This window comes from Candidatus Epulonipiscium viviparus, assembly GCF_030708075.1.
Classification (GTDB): Bacteria; Bacillota; Clostridia; order Lachnospirales; family Cellulosilyticaceae; genus Epulonipiscioides; species Epulonipiscioides viviparus.
Window position 1 is genome coordinate 2532747 of the sequence record NZ_CP117982.1, and the last position, 16311, is coordinate 2549057.

At 38.3% G+C, this 16311-nt stretch carries 18 protein-coding genes and 2 pseudogenes; 3 read left to right on the forward strand and 17 right to left on the reverse strand.

Annotated elements, in window-relative coordinates:
- Positions 1–5: 5 nt before the first annotated feature.
- The 3 genes and pseudogenes from PCY70_RS13875 to PCY70_RS10610 all read right to left on the reverse strand — a co-directional run.
- Positions 6–155 (reverse strand): annotated as a pseudogene (locus tag PCY70_RS13875) (SEL1-like repeat protein); the annotation flags it as partial.
- A gap of 57 nt (positions 156–212) precedes the next feature.
- Positions 213–812: a tetratricopeptide repeat protein gene (locus PCY70_RS13880; protein ID WP_416387532.1), complete on the reverse strand. Its 600-nt coding sequence runs from the start codon at positions 810–812 to the stop codon at positions 213–215.
- Positions 718–1686: pseudogene (locus tag PCY70_RS10610) on the reverse strand (SEL1-like repeat protein); the annotation flags it as partial. The pseudogene PCY70_RS10610 and the gene PCY70_RS13880, both read right to left, overlap by 95 nt.
- 83 nt (positions 1687–1769) lie before the next feature.
- Between PCY70_RS10610 and PCY70_RS10615 the strand changes: the two are divergent.
- Positions 1770–1949, forward strand: a complete 180-nt coding sequence (locus PCY70_RS10615; RefSeq protein ID WP_010168250.1) for a hypothetical protein — start codon at positions 1770–1772, stop codon at positions 1947–1949.
- Between the two features lie 251 nt (positions 1950–2200).
- Here the strand turns inward: PCY70_RS10615 and PCY70_RS10620 are convergent, their stop codons facing one another.
- Together PCY70_RS10620 and PCY70_RS10625 are read right to left on the reverse strand one after the other, a co-directional pair.
- Positions 2201–3091, reverse strand: coding sequence for an RpnC/YadD family protein (locus PCY70_RS10620; RefSeq protein WP_305767332.1), 891 nt, complete (start codon positions 3089–3091; stop codon positions 2201–2203).
- A 140-nt stretch (positions 3092–3231) separates the two neighbouring features.
- Positions 3232–3411, reverse strand: coding sequence for a hypothetical protein (locus PCY70_RS10625; RefSeq protein WP_305767333.1), 180 nt, complete (start codon positions 3409–3411; stop codon positions 3232–3234).
- Between PCY70_RS10625 and PCY70_RS10630 the strand changes: the two genes are divergently transcribed.
- A complete protein-coding gene (locus tag PCY70_RS10630; RefSeq protein WP_305767334.1) occupies positions 3411–3671 on the forward strand; it encodes a hypothetical protein in 261 nt (86 codons plus the stop codon). The genes PCY70_RS10625 and PCY70_RS10630 overlap by 1 nt on opposite strands.
- Positions 3672–3685: 14 nt before the next feature.
- Here the strand turns inward: PCY70_RS10630 and PCY70_RS10635 are convergent, their stop codons facing one another.
- Both PCY70_RS10635 and asnS read right to left on the reverse strand, forming a co-directional pair.
- Positions 3686–3832, reverse strand: a complete 147-nt coding sequence (locus PCY70_RS10635) for a hypothetical protein (RefSeq protein WP_305767335.1) — start codon at positions 3830–3832, stop codon at positions 3686–3688.
- A gap of 21 nt (positions 3833–3853) precedes the next feature.
- Positions 3854–5239: an asparagine--tRNA ligase gene (gene asnS, locus PCY70_RS10640; protein ID WP_305767336.1), complete on the reverse strand. Its 1386-nt coding sequence runs from the start codon at positions 5237–5239 to the stop codon at positions 3854–3856.
- Between the two features lie 150 nt (positions 5240–5389).
- Between asnS and PCY70_RS10645 the strand changes: the two genes are divergently transcribed.
- Positions 5390–6058: a DUF554 domain-containing protein gene (locus PCY70_RS10645; protein ID WP_010168269.1), complete on the forward strand. Its 669-nt coding sequence runs from the start codon at positions 5390–5392 to the stop codon at positions 6056–6058.
- Positions 6059–6148: 90 nt separating this feature from the next.
- Here the strand turns inward: PCY70_RS10645 and yfcE are convergent, their stop codons facing one another.
- From yfcE to PCY70_RS10695, 10 genes are all read right to left on the reverse strand, one after another.
- Positions 6149–6697, reverse strand: a complete 549-nt coding sequence (gene yfcE / locus PCY70_RS10650) for a phosphodiesterase (RefSeq protein WP_305767337.1) — start codon at positions 6695–6697, stop codon at positions 6149–6151.
- A 102-nt stretch (positions 6698–6799) separates the two neighbouring features.
- The gene (locus PCY70_RS10655; RefSeq protein ID WP_305767338.1) at positions 6800–7504 is read right to left on the reverse strand and encodes a hypothetical protein; all 705 of its coding nucleotides are present in this window, start codon (positions 7502–7504) and stop codon (positions 6800–6802) included.
- A gap of 114 nt (positions 7505–7618) precedes the next feature.
- Positions 7619–8806 carry a S41 family peptidase gene (locus PCY70_RS10660; RefSeq protein ID WP_305767339.1) on the reverse strand — a complete coding sequence of 396 codons (1188 nt, stop codon included), beginning with the start codon at positions 8804–8806 and terminating at the stop codon, positions 7619–7621.
- A 45-nt stretch (positions 8807–8851) separates the two neighbouring features.
- The gene (locus PCY70_RS10665) at positions 8852–9976 is read right to left on the reverse strand and encodes a S41 family peptidase (protein ID WP_305767340.1); all 1125 of its coding nucleotides are present in this window, start codon (positions 9974–9976) and stop codon (positions 8852–8854) included.
- A 60-nt stretch (positions 9977–10036) separates the two neighbouring features.
- On the reverse strand, positions 10037–10744 hold the full coding sequence (locus PCY70_RS10670; RefSeq protein ID WP_010168279.1) for an amino acid ABC transporter permease: 708 nt from the start codon (positions 10742–10744) through the stop codon (positions 10037–10039).
- Between the two features lie 45 nt (positions 10745–10789).
- Positions 10790–11539 (reverse strand): basic amino acid ABC transporter substrate-binding protein, encoded by a 750-nt coding sequence (locus PCY70_RS10675; protein ID WP_305767341.1) that lies wholly within the window; start codon positions 11537–11539, stop codon positions 10790–10792.
- A gap of 124 nt (positions 11540–11663) precedes the next feature.
- On the reverse strand, positions 11664–13175 hold the full coding sequence (locus PCY70_RS10680; RefSeq protein WP_305767342.1) for an apiosidase-like domain-containing protein: 1512 nt from the start codon (positions 13173–13175) through the stop codon (positions 11664–11666).
- A gap of 99 nt (positions 13176–13274) precedes the next feature.
- A complete protein-coding gene (locus tag PCY70_RS10685; protein WP_305767343.1) occupies positions 13275–14546 on the reverse strand; it encodes a family 43 glycosylhydrolase in 1272 nt (423 codons plus the stop codon).
- Positions 14547–14564: 18 nt separating this feature from the next.
- Positions 14565–15413, reverse strand: coding sequence for a sugar phosphate isomerase/epimerase family protein (locus tag PCY70_RS10690; protein ID WP_029488368.1), 849 nt, complete (start codon positions 15411–15413; stop codon positions 14565–14567).
- A gap of 141 nt (positions 15414–15554) precedes the next feature.
- Entirely contained in the window at positions 15555–16274 is a 720-nt protein-coding gene (locus PCY70_RS10695) for a G5 and 3D domain-containing protein (protein WP_305767344.1), read from the reverse strand.
- Positions 16275–16311 lie beyond the last annotated feature (37 nt).

The following is a 16311-nucleotide window of genomic DNA, read 5'->3' on the forward strand; positions in this document are numbered from 1 at the left end:
GGTGCTTACTGATCGGAACAATTAGAATGAAGTAATTCAAGCTGTTGCTCAGCAAGTGTATTTCCAAGGGCAGCAGCTTTTTTGAACCACTCAACGGCCGTAGAAAAATCTTGAACGACACCCTGCCCAGTGGCATAGCAAATGGCTAAGTTGTATTGAGCTTCGGCATCTCCCTGAGCCGCGGATGCAGAAAACCATTTGGCGGCGGGTGCTTACTGATCGGAACAATTAGAATGAAGCAATTCAAGCTGTTGCTCAGCAAGTGTATTTCCTAGGGCAGCAGCTTTTTTGAACCACTCAACGGCCGTAGAAAAATCTTGAACGACACCCTGCCCAGTGGCATAGCAAATGGCTAAGTTGTATTGAGCTTCGGCATCTCCCTGAGCCGCGGATGCAGAAAACCATTTGGCAGCTAAGCTAAGATCGAGAGAAACACCCTCGCCATAAGCATAAATAACGCCGAGATAAAACTGCGCGATTGCATGTCCCTGATTGGCAGATTTTGTAAACCATTCTGCTGCAATATCAAAATCTTGAGATACGCCCTCACCGTGATAATAGCAAAAACCGAGGGCTGTTTGCGCTGCAGCTAATTCGAAAGTTGCAGCTTTTTGATACCAATTTACTGCGGTGGCGAAATTTTGAGCGACGGGCTGTCCCTGATGATAAAAGAAGCCTAATTGATATTGCGAGCTGGCAGGCAAGTCCCTGATTGGCAGCCGCTTGATATAGTGTAGCCGCTTGTGTAAAATCTTGAATTTTTCCATAGCCATAAAAATAGCATTTGCCGAGTTCGTATTGAGCTTTGCCATGATCTTGACGGGCAGCTTCGTGAAAATATGTAGCCGCTTGTGTGAGATTTTTGGGGACAAGTTCACCTTTAAAATAGCAAAGACCGAGAATATATTGCGCGTTGGGGTCCCCTAGCTCTGCAGCAGATAGCGATTCATCTAGCATAGCCTGAGAAATGACTGATGATTGAGAGGTTTTGGAGGTACTGGAGATATCTAAAATAAACTGTGCATTGGCGTGGCCCTGTGTTGCGGCCTTTTGGTACCAAACATTAGATAGGGCAAAGTCTTCGGAAACGCCCTCTCCGTAGCGATAGCAAAATCCGAGAGAATATTGAGCATCTGCATTACCTTTTTTGGCGGCCAATTTAAACCATTCAGCAGCCTTGGTGAGATCTTGAGCTACAGCATCTCCGTATTGGTAGCAGTAGCCGAGTCGGAGCTGAGCAAGTGCATAACCAAGATTTGCAGATTTGTGAAAATATTCCATGGCAGTTGCTGGATCGGATGAAAGCCCGTCGCCTAGATAATAGCGAATGCCCATCTGGTATTGCGCAGCGGAATGCCCCATATCAGCGGCCTTTTGAGAGCACTCCAAAATTTTGTCTAAATCCAGAGATCGAGTATCTTCGTATTGATAGCAAGAGACAAGACTCCACTGAGCATCGGCATGCCCCTGACTTGCGGCTTTCTCGAGCCATTCGATTGCTTGTGTAACATCTTTATCAACGCCATCGCCTTTAAAATAGCAAAGCCCGACCTGATATTGTGATTCGATGCTCCCCTTTGTTGCAAATTTTAGGAGGCGTTTGAACTGTAATTCGCTGGTGCCTTGATTGGTGGAGATGAGTTGCTTGAGCGCATCAGGCTTGAGATAATTTTTAAATTTAGTCATGATTTCACCCTTTCGATGGAAATGCCTTATATATTGATATAGAATATTCGCTATATAGAAAGAGTATGCCTAGAGGCTGGAAATTGGGGACAAAGACAACGCTAAGCGCTATTGCTGCGATTTTGGCTCAGGTAATTGTGGCAGCTGAGGAGGTGATTGCAGCTGGGGCAAAGGCAGCTGGGGTTGTAGCAGATCGAGTTTATGCCACTGATATCGAAACTGTAATTTCAGCGGATATAATCGATATAGTAATTGGAGCTTAAGCAGATATAATCGATGTTTTGATGGTGGCTGGAGCATATGTAACTGATATTGTAGCTCAAGCATGTGCAACTGATGTTCTAACTTTGGTAATTGCGAGCGGTTTTTGGATTTAGCCATGATTTCACCCTTTCGATGGAAATGCCTTATATATCGATATAGAAATTCGCTATATAAAAAGAGTGTGCCTAGAGGCTGGAAATATAGAGGCAGCAGTATGATTTGAGATGCATACCTCTATATACGCTACAAACTAGAGAGAAGTAGCAGTATTTCGAATATCTGCAACAGTTTCAATAGGAAGTTTGGTTACTTCTGCAATGATAGCGTCATCAGCGAAATGGGTGAGTAGAGCTTTGGCAGTTTCTAGTTGTTGTTTTTCCACACCCTTTTCCATACCCCTTTTAATACCTTCAGCGATGCCATCATCTTTGATCATTTGTCCTAAAACGGTCATTTTAACAATCTCCTTTATACTTTTCATTTGAGTAATGGTTAAAAATTTGAGAGCAAAAGTGTATAGCATAGATTGAATGTCATCTTTTTCATCAATTTCATATTGCTGAAATAATGTTAAGGCTTTTTCTAATCTAGCTGCTTTGGTAGACTTGCCGCCCATTATTGGCAAAAAGACCAGATCCATTTGGTCAGCCGAGGTTAGCGCTTCGTCATTGATAAGTTTGGTCTCGATATGAGTAAGAATTTCGTCTGCATTTTTATTAGCCATGAAAATTGCTTTTATTTTATAAGTGTTGAATCCGTTTTGGTATTCGGTTATGGGATTTTTTATATTATTGGAAAATATAACATATGTGTAAACTTCACGCTTTGTTTGAGAGAAAAGTACCGCATCGTAAATGCTAAATCGTGCTAAATCTTCCTCTACGTTGTCGGTGGTCTGAATTTCAAAGTGTGTATAAGTGTCATCATCCATTAAAAACAAGTAATCCATTCGTCTGTTTATAAATTTTAGGTCAATTTCTTCGGTATAAACGATTTCTTTGACTTTTTTAGTTTCACCAAAGTATTCGATAACAACTTGTGCAAAGACCTGCATCGCATGTTTCATTATCATGTCTTCTTGGTTGCGAGATGAGCGCGCATCGACCGTATCTTCTTTTGAAAGAATAGCTGATATCTCCATAATTGTCTCATCTACTAGCTGTGCAGTGTCAGTAAAGGATATTTTAGTATGGTTAATTTTGGTAAAAGTGGCGTTATCCTTGACAGTTTTGGTAGAAGCGGCTTTGGTCCTTAACAGTTTTGGCAGAAGCGGCTTTGGCCTTAACAGTTTTGGCAGAAGCGGCATTGGCCTTGAACAGTTTTGGTAGAAGCGGCTTTGGTCCTTAACAGTTTTGGTAGAAGCGGCATTGGTCCTTGAACAGTTTTGGTAGAAGCGGCATTGGCCTTAACAGTTTTGGTAGAAGCGGCTTTGGTCCTTAACAGTTTTGGTAGAAGCGGCATTGGTCCTCGACAGTTTTGGCAGAAGCGGCATTGGCCTTAACAGTTTTGGTAGAAGCGGCATTGTCCTCGACAGTTTTGGTAGAAGCGGCATTGGCCTCGACAGTTTTGGTAGAAGCGGCATTGTCCTCACAGTTTTGGTAGAAGCGGCATTGTCCTCGACAGTTTTGGTAGAAGCGGCATTGTCCTCGACAGTTTTGGTAGAAGCGGCATTGGCCTCGACAGTTTTGGTAGAAGCGGCATTGGTCGAACAGTTTTGGTAGAAGCGGCTTTGGTCTTAACAGTTTTGTAGAAGCGGCATTGTCTTAGTTTTGGCAGAAGCGGCTTTGGTATTGATAGTTTTAGTAGAAGCGGCGTTGTCTTTGATAGTTTTGGCAGAAGTTGTTTTAGTATTGGTTGTTTTTTCTTTAGCTGATGGGGTCACAATCACTGCTCCTTTTCGATTTTAAAATTCTGCAGAACCGGTTGTTCTAGGATATGGGATGACATCTCTGATATTAGTCATGCCAGTAAGGTACATAACAAGTCGCTCGAAGCCAAGGCCAAAGCCAGAATGTCTAGTGCCACCAAATCTTCTGAGGTTTAGATACCAGAAGTAGTCTTCTTCGTTGAGATTGCATTCTTTCATTCGTAGCTTAAGAACATCTAGTCGCTCTTCTCTTTGACTGCCTCCAATAAGCTCTCCAACGCCAGGAACTAGCAGATCCATTGCAGCAACGGTTTTGTTATCAGCGTTTAATCGCATATAGAATGCTTTGATATCTTTAGGATAATCGATGACGAATACAGGCTTCTTAAAGTGTTTTTCGGTTAAATATCGTTCGTGTTCTGTTTGTAGATCCACTCCCCATTCTACTTTATATTCAAACTTTTGACCAGATTTTTGCAATATATCGATAGCGTCGGTGTAAGTGACTTGGCCGAAATTAGACTTGAGAATGGATATTAATCTATCTTTGATGCCTTTGTCGACGAAGCTATTGAAGAAGGCCATTTCCTCTGGAGCATTATCAAGCACATACTGAATTACAAATTTAAGCATATCTTCGGCTAGATTCATATTATCTTCGAGGTCAGCAAAAGCAATTTCTGGTTCAATCATCCAGAACTCGGCAGCATGCCTAGGAGTATTAGAATTTTCAGCTCTAAAGGTAGGTCCAAATGTGTATACATCTCTGAAAGCAAGGGCAAAGGTTTCCGCACTCAATTGTCCGCTAACAGTAAGTGACGCCATTTTGCCAAAGAAATCTTCGCTAAAGTCGACTTCGCCATTTTTGAGCAATTTTGGTTCTGTTGCCGAGAGTGTGGTAACGCGAAACATCTCTCCGGCGCCTTCACAATCATTGGCAGTGATTATTGGAGTGTGTACATATACGAAATGTCTGTCTTGGAAAAATTTGTGTATGGCATAAGCAACAAGAGAACGAACCCTAAACACTGCCGCAAAAGTGTTGGTGCGCGGTCTTAGATAAGCAATCTCTCGCAAGAACTCAAATGAGTGGCGCTTCTTTTGTAGAGGATAATCTGGTGGACATTCGCCTTCTATAGTAATAGCAGAAGCTTTAATTTCAAACGGTTGTTTTTGGTCAGGAGTTAAAACCACGCTCCCTTTTACTATGATAGATGCGCCGACTCCAAGCTTTGCTATTTCCTTAAAGTTGGGCATAGTGTCATCGAATACAACTTGAACCCCCTTAAAGAATGTGCCATCGTTTAGGTCGATAAAGCCAAATGTTTTAGAATCACGTACAGAACGGATCCAGCCTGCAACCTCCACCTCTCTAAAATTGGATATATCTTGGTATAGCAGTCTAATAGAAATTATAGTCATAAAAATTCTCCTTTGTACTTTTTTTATTTATAACATCCAAACCAATAAATTGCAAGGTGTTAGAAACATATAGTTGCGAAAACACTTCCTTGAAAAATGAGCGATGAGTTGCTATACTTAGATTCGTTCATTAAAATAAGGAGGGAATATATGATAGGTACATACTTTAACACGGGGACTATTATTGCAGGAACACTGATAGGATGCGCATTAAAAAAAGGGATAAACGAAAAGAAGAGTGCAACGCTACTGCAGGCAATGGGCCTGGCGGCAACAGCAATAGGTATAAACTCGTTGGTAAGCAATATGGCAAAGAGCGAGTTGCCAGTGTTGTTTATAGTGGCATTGGCAATAGGAGGATATGTAGGAGAAAGTATAGATTTGGATGCTAGAGTAAATGGGTTGAAATCTAGATTTACGGGATTAAATATAGAAGGGGTTGTAACCGCGGTATTGCTATTTTGTGTGGGAACATTGGCAATATTGGGGCCTATAGAAAGTGCGTTAAATCATGATAATACATTGCTATTTACAAACGGCACATTAGACTTTGTTACATCGATGGTGCTAGCCTCAAGCTTTGGGTTGTCAATTCTTATTGCGGCACCGATATTGTTTGCGTGGCAAGGAAGTATATATATGTTGGCAAACTATTTGGCAGATTTTTTTACACCAGCGTTGATGGCAGAAATAGGTGTGGTGGGTGGAATACTAATATTGTGTACGGGATTGAGCATCTTAAAAGTTGTACAAATCAAGACGATAAATTTCTTGCCTGCGTTATTAGTTCCAATAATATACTTTTGGGCTATATTTTGACAAAGTAAAAGTGCTGCATATGGGAGGTGCAGCACTTTGTGTAATTTTTTGTATGAAGGAAGGTTTTTTTAAGTTTAAAGATTTATTCTATCATGTTAAGGATATCTGTAGTAATTCTTCATGATTATCTAGCTTGTATATATATGCCTTTTTGTCTTCGTATATGGCGTACGTTTTAGGACGATTTTCTTTGGGTAAAGCCACAGAACCCGGGTTTAGCATTAAGATGTTATTGTGTAATGTTAAGTCATATAAATGTGTGTGTCCATACATAAAGATGTCAATTTTGTTAGTGATAGGTAAATATTCGGGGTTATATAAATGTCCGTGTGTGGCAAAGATTTCAACGCCATTATCAACAATAAGTGCGTAAGGGGCCTGGATAGGAAAATCCAAAACCATCTGATCAACTTCTGAGTCACAATTTCCTCGAGCACAAATAATTTTATCTTTGTGTTCGTTTAATAATGTTGCAGCTTGCGCAGGGTCAAAGCCTTTTGGTAGTGGATTTCTAGGTCCATGATAGAGAATGTCACCCAATAAAATAATTTTATCACACTTGTGAAAATCAAATGCAGCAAGCGCGGCTAAAACTCCTTCATATGAACCATGAACATCCGAAATTATTAAATACTTCATAAGTACCTCCTAAAAATTTTCTTTGGAGTATTATAGCAAAATCAAGATGTAATTTCTAGGTAATATTATTATATTCATCTAAACTTTTGAGGTGCATATAATTTACTGAAATTTTTTTATTTTTGTAGAAGAATTAAGGGGTAGATAATTTATGAAGAAGATCAATTCGTGTCCTAGCGGAAGCATTAGCAGTGACAAACCTAATGATAGCACACGTTCAAATGCAAGCCAGCCGATAATTAATACAAAAATTCCGTATATCAATACCATTTTACCCATATAACGCGATTTTTCTTTGGCATCATAGTGAGTATGATCGGCATAACCAAGAATAGTGTATAAAGGAATAAGCGTACCATTGCTGGTGATAAAAATTACGAGAGGAACTGGCCAAAACTTTTTCATTGCTGTACCTTTAACAATTGCTTGACCATTAAACAGAGGAGCTGCTTTGGCATTTTCTGAACCGTATTTAATGACAAAAATACCTTCTACAAGATGCAAGAACCCGATTAAAACAATAAACTCGCGATAGGGTAAGTGAAAAAGAGGTATGAATAAATTAAATGTTTCTAGGATTTCTCCTAAAAAATATGTAAAAGGAATAACGTAAGCAAAGCAGCTAAATTTTGGATTAAGGCTCATGAGACCAACTGTGATAGGTACAAGTAAGAGCATTCCAAAAGTTAGGGGAATATAAATTTCAAATATGTTTAATAGAGTACTTAAAATTAGACCAACTACAGTGCCACGAATGATGTCCTTTATTCCTAGTATTTCCCATTTTGAGTTTTCACATTTGTACATAATTACTATAAGAATAGCAATAATCAAAAATATTGGATCAAAGATTACTAAATAAATGTTGTTTAATAAGTTTTCTATAAAACTTCCTCCTTTCTGTGTAGTGACATGGGTAAGTTACATTTGTTCTGATAAGACTTCGACGGCTTTTTGAAGTTGCACATCTTCGTCGAAAGTGAGCTCAGCTTTGATAAGAAGGTCTGCAGTAAGCTCGACAGGATAGTCGGGTTCGATACCAATTCCTTGAATGCAGATGCCAGAAGGAGTGTAGTATTCGCTGGTTGTAACCTTTAATGCGGAGCTGTCAATAAGAGGAAGAATGGTCTGTACAATTCCCTTTCCAAAAGTTCTGGAGCCAACTAACTTTGCTCGGCCATGGTCTTTTAGTGCGCCTGCTAAAACTTCGCTCGCGCTAGCACTTTGTTCGTTGACAATAACAACGAGCGGGATGTCATTTATCTTTTTATCGGCGAATGTTGGCTCAGCTTTATCGCCTATACCTACAGAAACAATGATGCCTTCGCTTAAAAATTCATCGACAATTTGCTCGACTATATGAAGCAATCCACCAGGATTATTGCGTAAGTCTAGAATAAGTCCTTTGGCACCATCGGCTTCTAAAGATTCGATTCCAGAAACCAACTGGCTATAAGTTAGTTCTTCAAAGCTTCGCAGTTCAATATAACCTATATCGTCAAAACCCTCTAGCATCTTAACTTCGACAGATGGGTAAATAACGTTTTCACGCATTATATCAAATGTGTACGTTGTATTGTCGCTGGGTCTATAAATATCAACTAGTACGTTTGTACCTTCTGGCCCTTTAATTATATCGGGCACTGTATCAAAGTCATCGCCATTAATTTCTGTTCCTGCAGCACCAACGATTTTATCTTTGGGTAAAATTCCAACCTTTTCGGCAGGAGACCCCTTAAAAACTTCGACGATTTGTATACTATTGTCACTTTTATCAAGAGTCATCTGAACTCCAATGCCTGCATAGATGCCGCTAGCACTTTCCATAAATTCAGTAAATTCATCTGGCGTAAAATATGATGTATAAGGATCACCAACACCCGCAACAAATCCTCTATATACCCCTTCTTCTAAAGAAGTAGCATCTATCTCGCCATAGTATTTTGCGTTTAATACGTGTGTGATATCTTGTAGTTTGCTATCAATAGCATCAGTATTTCCAACAGCAGAAACAGTCATAAAAACAACGCTTCCAGTAAATGCAAACGAAGCTAATGCACATAAACCAAATTGTTTAGCATGTCCGAGCTTTCCTGTTAATTTTTTCATTTTAACCTCCCTTGATTTCATTATAACCATCCTTTCGATTGCAGTTTATCTGATTAGTTCAATAGCTTTCTGGAGTGGGTCATCCTTTGCCAAATCTTTGTGACCTGTGGTGACAAGTTCTAATGTATATGGTTCACCTTGCCTAACCTCATATTCTGGCTCAACAGCGGCATCAGAAACAGATGTGCCGTCAACAAAAATTTTATTGGTAGCAACAAGTAATGCGCTTCCGTCTGCCAGTTCTATCAATTCGTTTGTCATTCCGGAGCCATGAGTTTTTTCGCCAACAATATATATATTTTCGAGAGGTTTAAGGCGTGCAATGGCAGCTTCGATCACTCCGACAGTTGAGTTGCCTATGAGGATAGCAACGTCTTGAGTGAGCTTGCCGGGTGTTGCGTTGTAGACAACTTCTGTGCCATGCTTATCAACTGTAGTAAATATTTCGCCTTCGTCTAAAAATAAATCGCAAAGCCACTGCGCTTCGTCAATGGTAACATTGGTAATATATCGTAAATCGATAATTCCGTTGTCTAAATCTACAGTCCAGTTAGTAAATTCATTGGGCTTTATATAATCAATGTTGCCTTCTAAGACTTGCTTTTCGACAACCGGAACAGGTAGCTGCGCTATTGTAAGAGGGATTGCTTGCAAAGAGCCATCTGATTTTTGAATGTGATACGTAACGGGTGTGCGATCTGTAGTAGTTAGCTTTTTGTATATATCTACTTCATTTGAACCCATAGCCAGAGTGTCATCTAGTTGGATTATTCTATCCCCCGTTACAATACCAGCGAGCGCTGCGGGAGAGTCGACTTGTACGTTGGTTACAACTAAATACTGATTGGTAATTCCCCAAGTAAATTGGATTCCAACATTTTGAACGATTCCTTGTTGAGCTTGTAGATAGCTGATTTTTTCATCCGCAGTTAAATATGCAGTGTTTGGATCATCGAGTGCTGCAACGTATCCTGCATATAACCCTTCTACTCTGTCTTCAAAATCAGAATCTTTAAAATATTCAAGTCCAACAATTCTATCTAATCCTATAATTTTTGTACTGCTATAAATATCGCCTTCGCCTTTATCAAGAGAAATTGAAAGGGCACAAACAGTTCCTGCTGCAATAGTTCCAACGATTATTCCTGAAAACCAAGTTAAAAATTTCATAATTCCCTCCTTCTTATTGTGAGAAGCGACCGATATTGGCCACTCGTCACTAATCACTCTCTATCTATTTTGTTTAGAAAGCTTGTTTTCGATACCTCTCATAAAATAAGTTAATATACTTGTAATTGTTAAATAAATTAATGCGACCATTATTAATGGAATTTCAAAGTTATATGTTGTACTAATCAAGATGTTCGCAGCTTTCATAAGATCCATTCCACCAATAAATCCTATTATAGCAGTTTCTTTTATAAGATTTATGAATTCGTTTACAAGAGAAGGAAGCATTTGTCTAAAAGCTTGAGGCAGGATTATAAGATGCATAGTTTGAAAATATGAAAGACCCAACGAACGCCCGGCCTCAGTTTGGCCACGATCGATAGAGGTGATGCCACCCCGTATAACTTCTGACATATATGCACCGCTATTAATTCCAAATGCGATTCCTCCAACCATTACACGTGGCAAATTTAATGGAGCAAGCACTACAAGCCACAAAAAGGAAACCTGAACTACTGCAGGTGTGCCACGAATAATATCAACATATACTTTTGCAATGATTTTTAATACTTTTAATATACTGTTTTCAATTGTTCCTTTGGATTCTAGCATCCCAATGACAGCAACAACTAAGCCGATGGCCAGACCAATAATCGTTGCAATTAATGAAAGCAACAAAGTGTTATAAAGCCCATCTAGAATAGTAAAAATATATCCACCATCTATGAAAGTCTCGAAAAAATTACTAAATCTCTCAAGTGTAAACATATTCTCCCCCTTAAAAAAGGGCTAAGGAAATCCTTAACCCATACATTACTCTACTTTTTCAAAATATTTATCAAAAATTTCGTCGTATTTACCGTTCTCTTTTAATGTGGATAGCGCATCGTTAATTTGCTCCGTGAGTTCTGTATTTTCTTTAGCAATGGCGATCGCATATTCTTCTTCTACAAAAGGATTTTCTAAAATTTGTAGGCTATCTTGTGCGGCCACAAAGTTTTTGGCAGGCTCAGCATCAATGATGACGGCATCTATGGTACCGTTTAGTAGATCGGCAATTGCCAAAGCGCCTTTGTCAAAACGAACGATATCGGCACCTTCTATATACATGCTTGCGAATTGATCGCCTGTTGTACCAAGCTGAACACCTATAGTTTGGTCGGTCAAATCATCTGTTACTTTTATATCACTGTCATCTGGTACAATAATCATTTGTTTAGAAGTAAAGTATCCTTCTGAGAAATTAACACTATCTCGTCGTTCTGGAGTATTGGTCATTCCAGCTACCGCGATATCGATGATTCCATTGGCAACAGCACCAGTGAGCGTGTTAAATTCCATATCCATAATTTCAAGTTCCATGCCAAGCTCTTCTGCTATAAGATTAGCAAGATCAACATCGAAACCAACGATTTCTGTTCCTTCTATATATTCGAACGGCGGAAATGCCGCGTTGGTTCCCATTTTTAATATTGTAGAGTCATCTGAAGAAGCGCCACATCCCACAATTGTTATAGCCAATGATGCTGATAATAATAAGCTAGCTATATTCTTTAATCTCATCGTTTTTCCCCCTGAATTATTACAAATATACCGATTATTGCTATAATTATACCTTTGGTGCAAAAATTAGTCAATATGTCCGCAATAAAAAGTTTTAACATGTTTTGTAAGTATTAGGAAAATATTATGCTCGCATATCAATAATAACGATGGTATCTTCTTCAAAAGGGCTAATAATTTTTCGGGCTTTGCCACTCAATGGAACCTTGCTAGTATATTCTCCTGTAATAGTATTAAAGAAGCGATATGTGCCTATTCCTTTAAAGTGATCAACATATCCAATGCCGATGCCATAGTTTTCTTTAGGAATGTATCCAACAACAAGAGTGTTTTCTGTATTAGCTAACAGGTAGCCGCCACCCGAAAACTGGCCAAATTTATCTACAGGATATAGCTGGCTGTAATCATATGTTGTGAAAAAATCTATCATATGTTTGTAATAATCGAAGTGTGGCTCTGGTGTGGCTTCCCAAGGCATAAGAGTAATGCACCAAGACAGAGGTTGCCAATAATATGCAGAGTATGCACCTGCAAACATGATGTGATAGTTTCTTTTTAAACAAGTTTTAGCATTGGTATAATGACCTGTAAATACTTGATACGGACCTTCTTCGTATCCGCCGTGTTCTAAATTGAGCACCGGCTTATTGCTATGAAGCGATGTAAGGCGTCTGGTTTCTTTGTATATATCAAGATCCCAACTTTGAATAGAAATAATGTCGACAAGATCTTGGTACTTCTTACAAAAGTTGTATTCATGTACGGTTAGTAATCGTTTGTAGGTATCTAGCTTTCGAAGTCGCAAAATTCTATTGATGATATAATGAGCATCGCATCTTCCGTAAGCCAATGCTTCTTTGCTTATATCCCATAAAATGTTGGTAAAAGGAGAATATCGTTTAACTACGTAATCAAAATACATGTTGTCGGCAATGCTGCACGCATCAGGCCAGTTTACTTTTTTGTTCCATACATAAATCATTAGATGAGCAATGATGTTTTTTCGATCTAATAATTTAATAATTTTGTCAAGATGTTTAAAAAAATCAACATTTAGTTCGCTGAAATCTGGGTTTGAGTTGCTACCCTTAAAGGGAAATATATCATCGTCATTGCCAAGATTGTGCTCTAAACGCAAATTTTTATCCAAAATCCAAGACTCATTATTAAATTTGAGATCATTAGCATAAACATTCATAATTATTTGATTTACATGGTTGTCGCTAAAATAATTTATCAAGCGTTCTAACTTATTTGTTTCTGATTTATAATCTATAGCAAATAACCAATCGCATTCAAAAGCATAAAGTTGATACGGAGTGCCGTTAGCATAATATAGTTTAGATGGATTTTCGGGATTTATTACAAGAGGTCCAGATTTTTTTTGACATGGATTAACTATTATTTCTCCGGTTTTGCCATCTAATTCAGTTAAATTAGAAATGATTGTATAATGATATTTGCCTATTTCTGAGAAGCTAAATCTAAGCAAAAAATTATCGTTTCCATTATAAACTCCATAGGCTTTATGTGAAAAAACACCATCCTTTTCTATATTAGCTTCTAATATTAAATCAGTAAAAGGATTAAAATTGAATGTAGCGGTTAAATTAATATCTATTACTTCACACTGCATAAATACCTCCAATTGTTATTAAAAGTTTAACAACTTAATTTTTTTTGTAACAAAAATGCACCCCCCCCCGATAAAAATGGTGAGAGGTGCAATGATTGATTATAGTACATTTATTTCTTGAATAAAAAACTGCCCAGAGTCAGTATTTTTGGCGGGTCTAATTCGAATGCGTTTAAGACGATGTGTGGCCAGGTCTAATTTTGCGATATAAGATTTGAAGTTATCATCATTTGGTGTTATATCGAGTATAACAGACGTAGCTTCGTCCCAGTTAATATCAGGATTTTTTAGAGGAGCTGGGACAGAATTGTCAACGCTAGCTACTAAAAGTTCCATCTGCGTAGCATCAGTCAAATTTTTTAATATAATTTCGATCGCAGGCTTTTCGCCAAATCTAATACCAGCAGGCCAGATGACACTCTCTATTGTCGCATCGGTTGCTGTAATTTTTCCGGCTATAGAATTTTTGCCATCCCAACCCAAGCTGGTTCCAGAAATAGGATGGTAGCCACGGGTAGAACGATCAAATTTCCATGTGCGCTCAGACATTTTGTGGATTCTGGGATCTTGAATAGTTCCGTCGTCGTTAAAGTTGATTTCGACTATGCCAACACCGCGATAAAAATAAGATGTTTCTGGATACTCGCAAGTCATATAATATTTATCATGGTATATAAAAAAGTCGTTATGCTCATGAGAATTAGGTGCAAAAAATCCTAAATATTTGTATGGACCATATAAGTTTTCAGAAATACCGTACTGACCTCCAGAAATTAGGTAGTACAATCCATTTCGTTGAAATAAGCTAGGTTTATCTCCCATTCGAACGTGCTCACCTTTTTCGTTAAGCATTTCTAAAAATCGAGGTTCACTAGTAATGCTGAGCAAATCATCTGCTAAGTTCATAATGTAGTATTTACCAGAGCCTACAATGATATACCAATCATTACCTTCTGTATAAACAACGGGATCATAAGGTCTTGTGCCAGACACAATTGTGGAATCAATTAATGGATGACCCAATGCATCTTTGTATGGGCCTTCGGGTTTATCGGCAACTGCAACACCTGTGCTATCAGATCGATCCGAAAAGAACCAATAGTATTTGTTGTTCTTCTTCTTTAAATTTCCTGCCCAGCAGTTGGGTTTGTCACCTATATAAGTGCTTGTGGGTAAAATTTCTCCCACTTTATTCCAGTCCATCAAGTTGCTAGATTTGAGAATTATCCACTTGTCCATAATCCAAGTGTCCATAGTATCTGGACTTTTGTCGTGCCCGCATATAACATAAATATCATCGCCTTCTACAAGAGCGTGAGGATCTGCTAAGCCTTCTTCTGGAAAAAAGCTTTCAATAAATAATCTGTCCATATAAAAAGCAATCCTTTCTTAGTTGGTATATCCCATTTTAGCGAGATTGTCAATAGATTTTTTATAGCAATCATACTTATCAGCACCGTAAGTTTGATCTTGTTCAATAATAAGATATTTGGTGCCCAATGTTTTAGATACTTCTATAATCTCTTTGATATGAAGATTGCCTTCACCAATTTCGGCAAATCGAACGACATCATTAAATAAGTCAGGATTTTTGGCCTTAAACTCTTCATCGACTTTGTCAAGACGAGGGTGCGCAATTTTATAGTCTTTAAGGTGCAGAAGGTCTAATCTGTTGGCAAAATTTTTGATATACTCTTGAGGAGTTTCTCCACCGCGTTGGACCCAAAAGACATCGATTTCAAATCCAGCATCTGGGCAAAGATCTTTAACAATATCAATTACATATTTACCATCCAGTTTCATAAACTCGCGGTGATGATTGTGTAAATGAAGCTTAAGTCCATGTTCTTTGAGCTTTTCTACATATTCATTAGTACGCTTGCAGTCATCTTCGATCTGAGCTCTGGTTCCTCCAATATTTCCTGGAAAAGAGCCAAGACGAATGTGCTCAACACCAAATTCTTTGGCAGTTTCAACGATTATATCGTATTCATCAATAAGCGAAGGGTTAAATTTTGACTTTTCTTTAGATTGCATAGCACCGCTAAGAGCGATCAATTCGATGCCAAATTCTTCGCGAGCCTTTTTTAAACCAGCAATATTTTCTTTGGTAAGCGCTACCATAGAAAGTTCTACATATTTGCTACCAATTGTTGGAAATTTGCTGAAAACTTCGAAAATTCCTTGTTCGATAATTTCATTTCTAAACAGCATGCTTTGAATTGCGATCTTTTGCATATTTCTACCTCACTTTATAATGTTATCGTCAATAAAAAAAAATCGACTTAAATAAATTATACAGTATGATTTTAAATTTGTCATCAAAAAAAACACCCCCTAAGCAAAAGATGGCTTAGAAGGTGAGAAAAATAAATTTAATTAATAATTTTCATGTGCTCTGAGGGTTTGCACATCTATGTCTTGATTTGCTAATTTATATACAGTTAAATTTTTGCGTCCAAATTCCATAGCGTCACTATAGGAGTGCATAAACAAGTCTATATCCCAATCATCAATGGCTCCGCCAACATCTCCAGCGACCGCAACTCCATATCCATCAACATATAGAATTGTTCCCAGAGGGATAACGTTTCTATCCACGGCTACCATCCCGATAAAAGTTGGAAGACCAGTAGCAGTAATACCATTCCAAGGTGCATTTTCTACGTCAGTGTATGCGGTGGCGTGCATCGTATATTTATCAGTAAACTCATACTCAACACCAGAAAACTCGCATACAATGGTGTTGGCAGCTTTTGTTCCCTGTTTAATAATATGAACAACAGGTGCTGCAACAATTTTTTCATTTGTAACTACTTCAGATGTAATCTGATCACCAACCAAAGTTTGTTCAACGGTAAGTTCCTTAATGCCAGTTGAGCCTTGTTGCGATATAACAGTAGTGCCTTTGGTAAGAGTGTTGTCTTCTATAATTTGCGTTTCGTATGGAATAATTTCTTGAATCAATTTTACGACAGAAGTTTCGATTTCGTCAGATGTAGTTTGTGCTAGGACTTCTGGTGTAAAAGTTGAGACAGCTCCCGTTGATATTGCAAATACAGAAAACGTAGTAGCTGCAAATTTGATGAACCTTTTCATTTTAGGTTTACCTCCCTATTTTCAAATGTTATACATA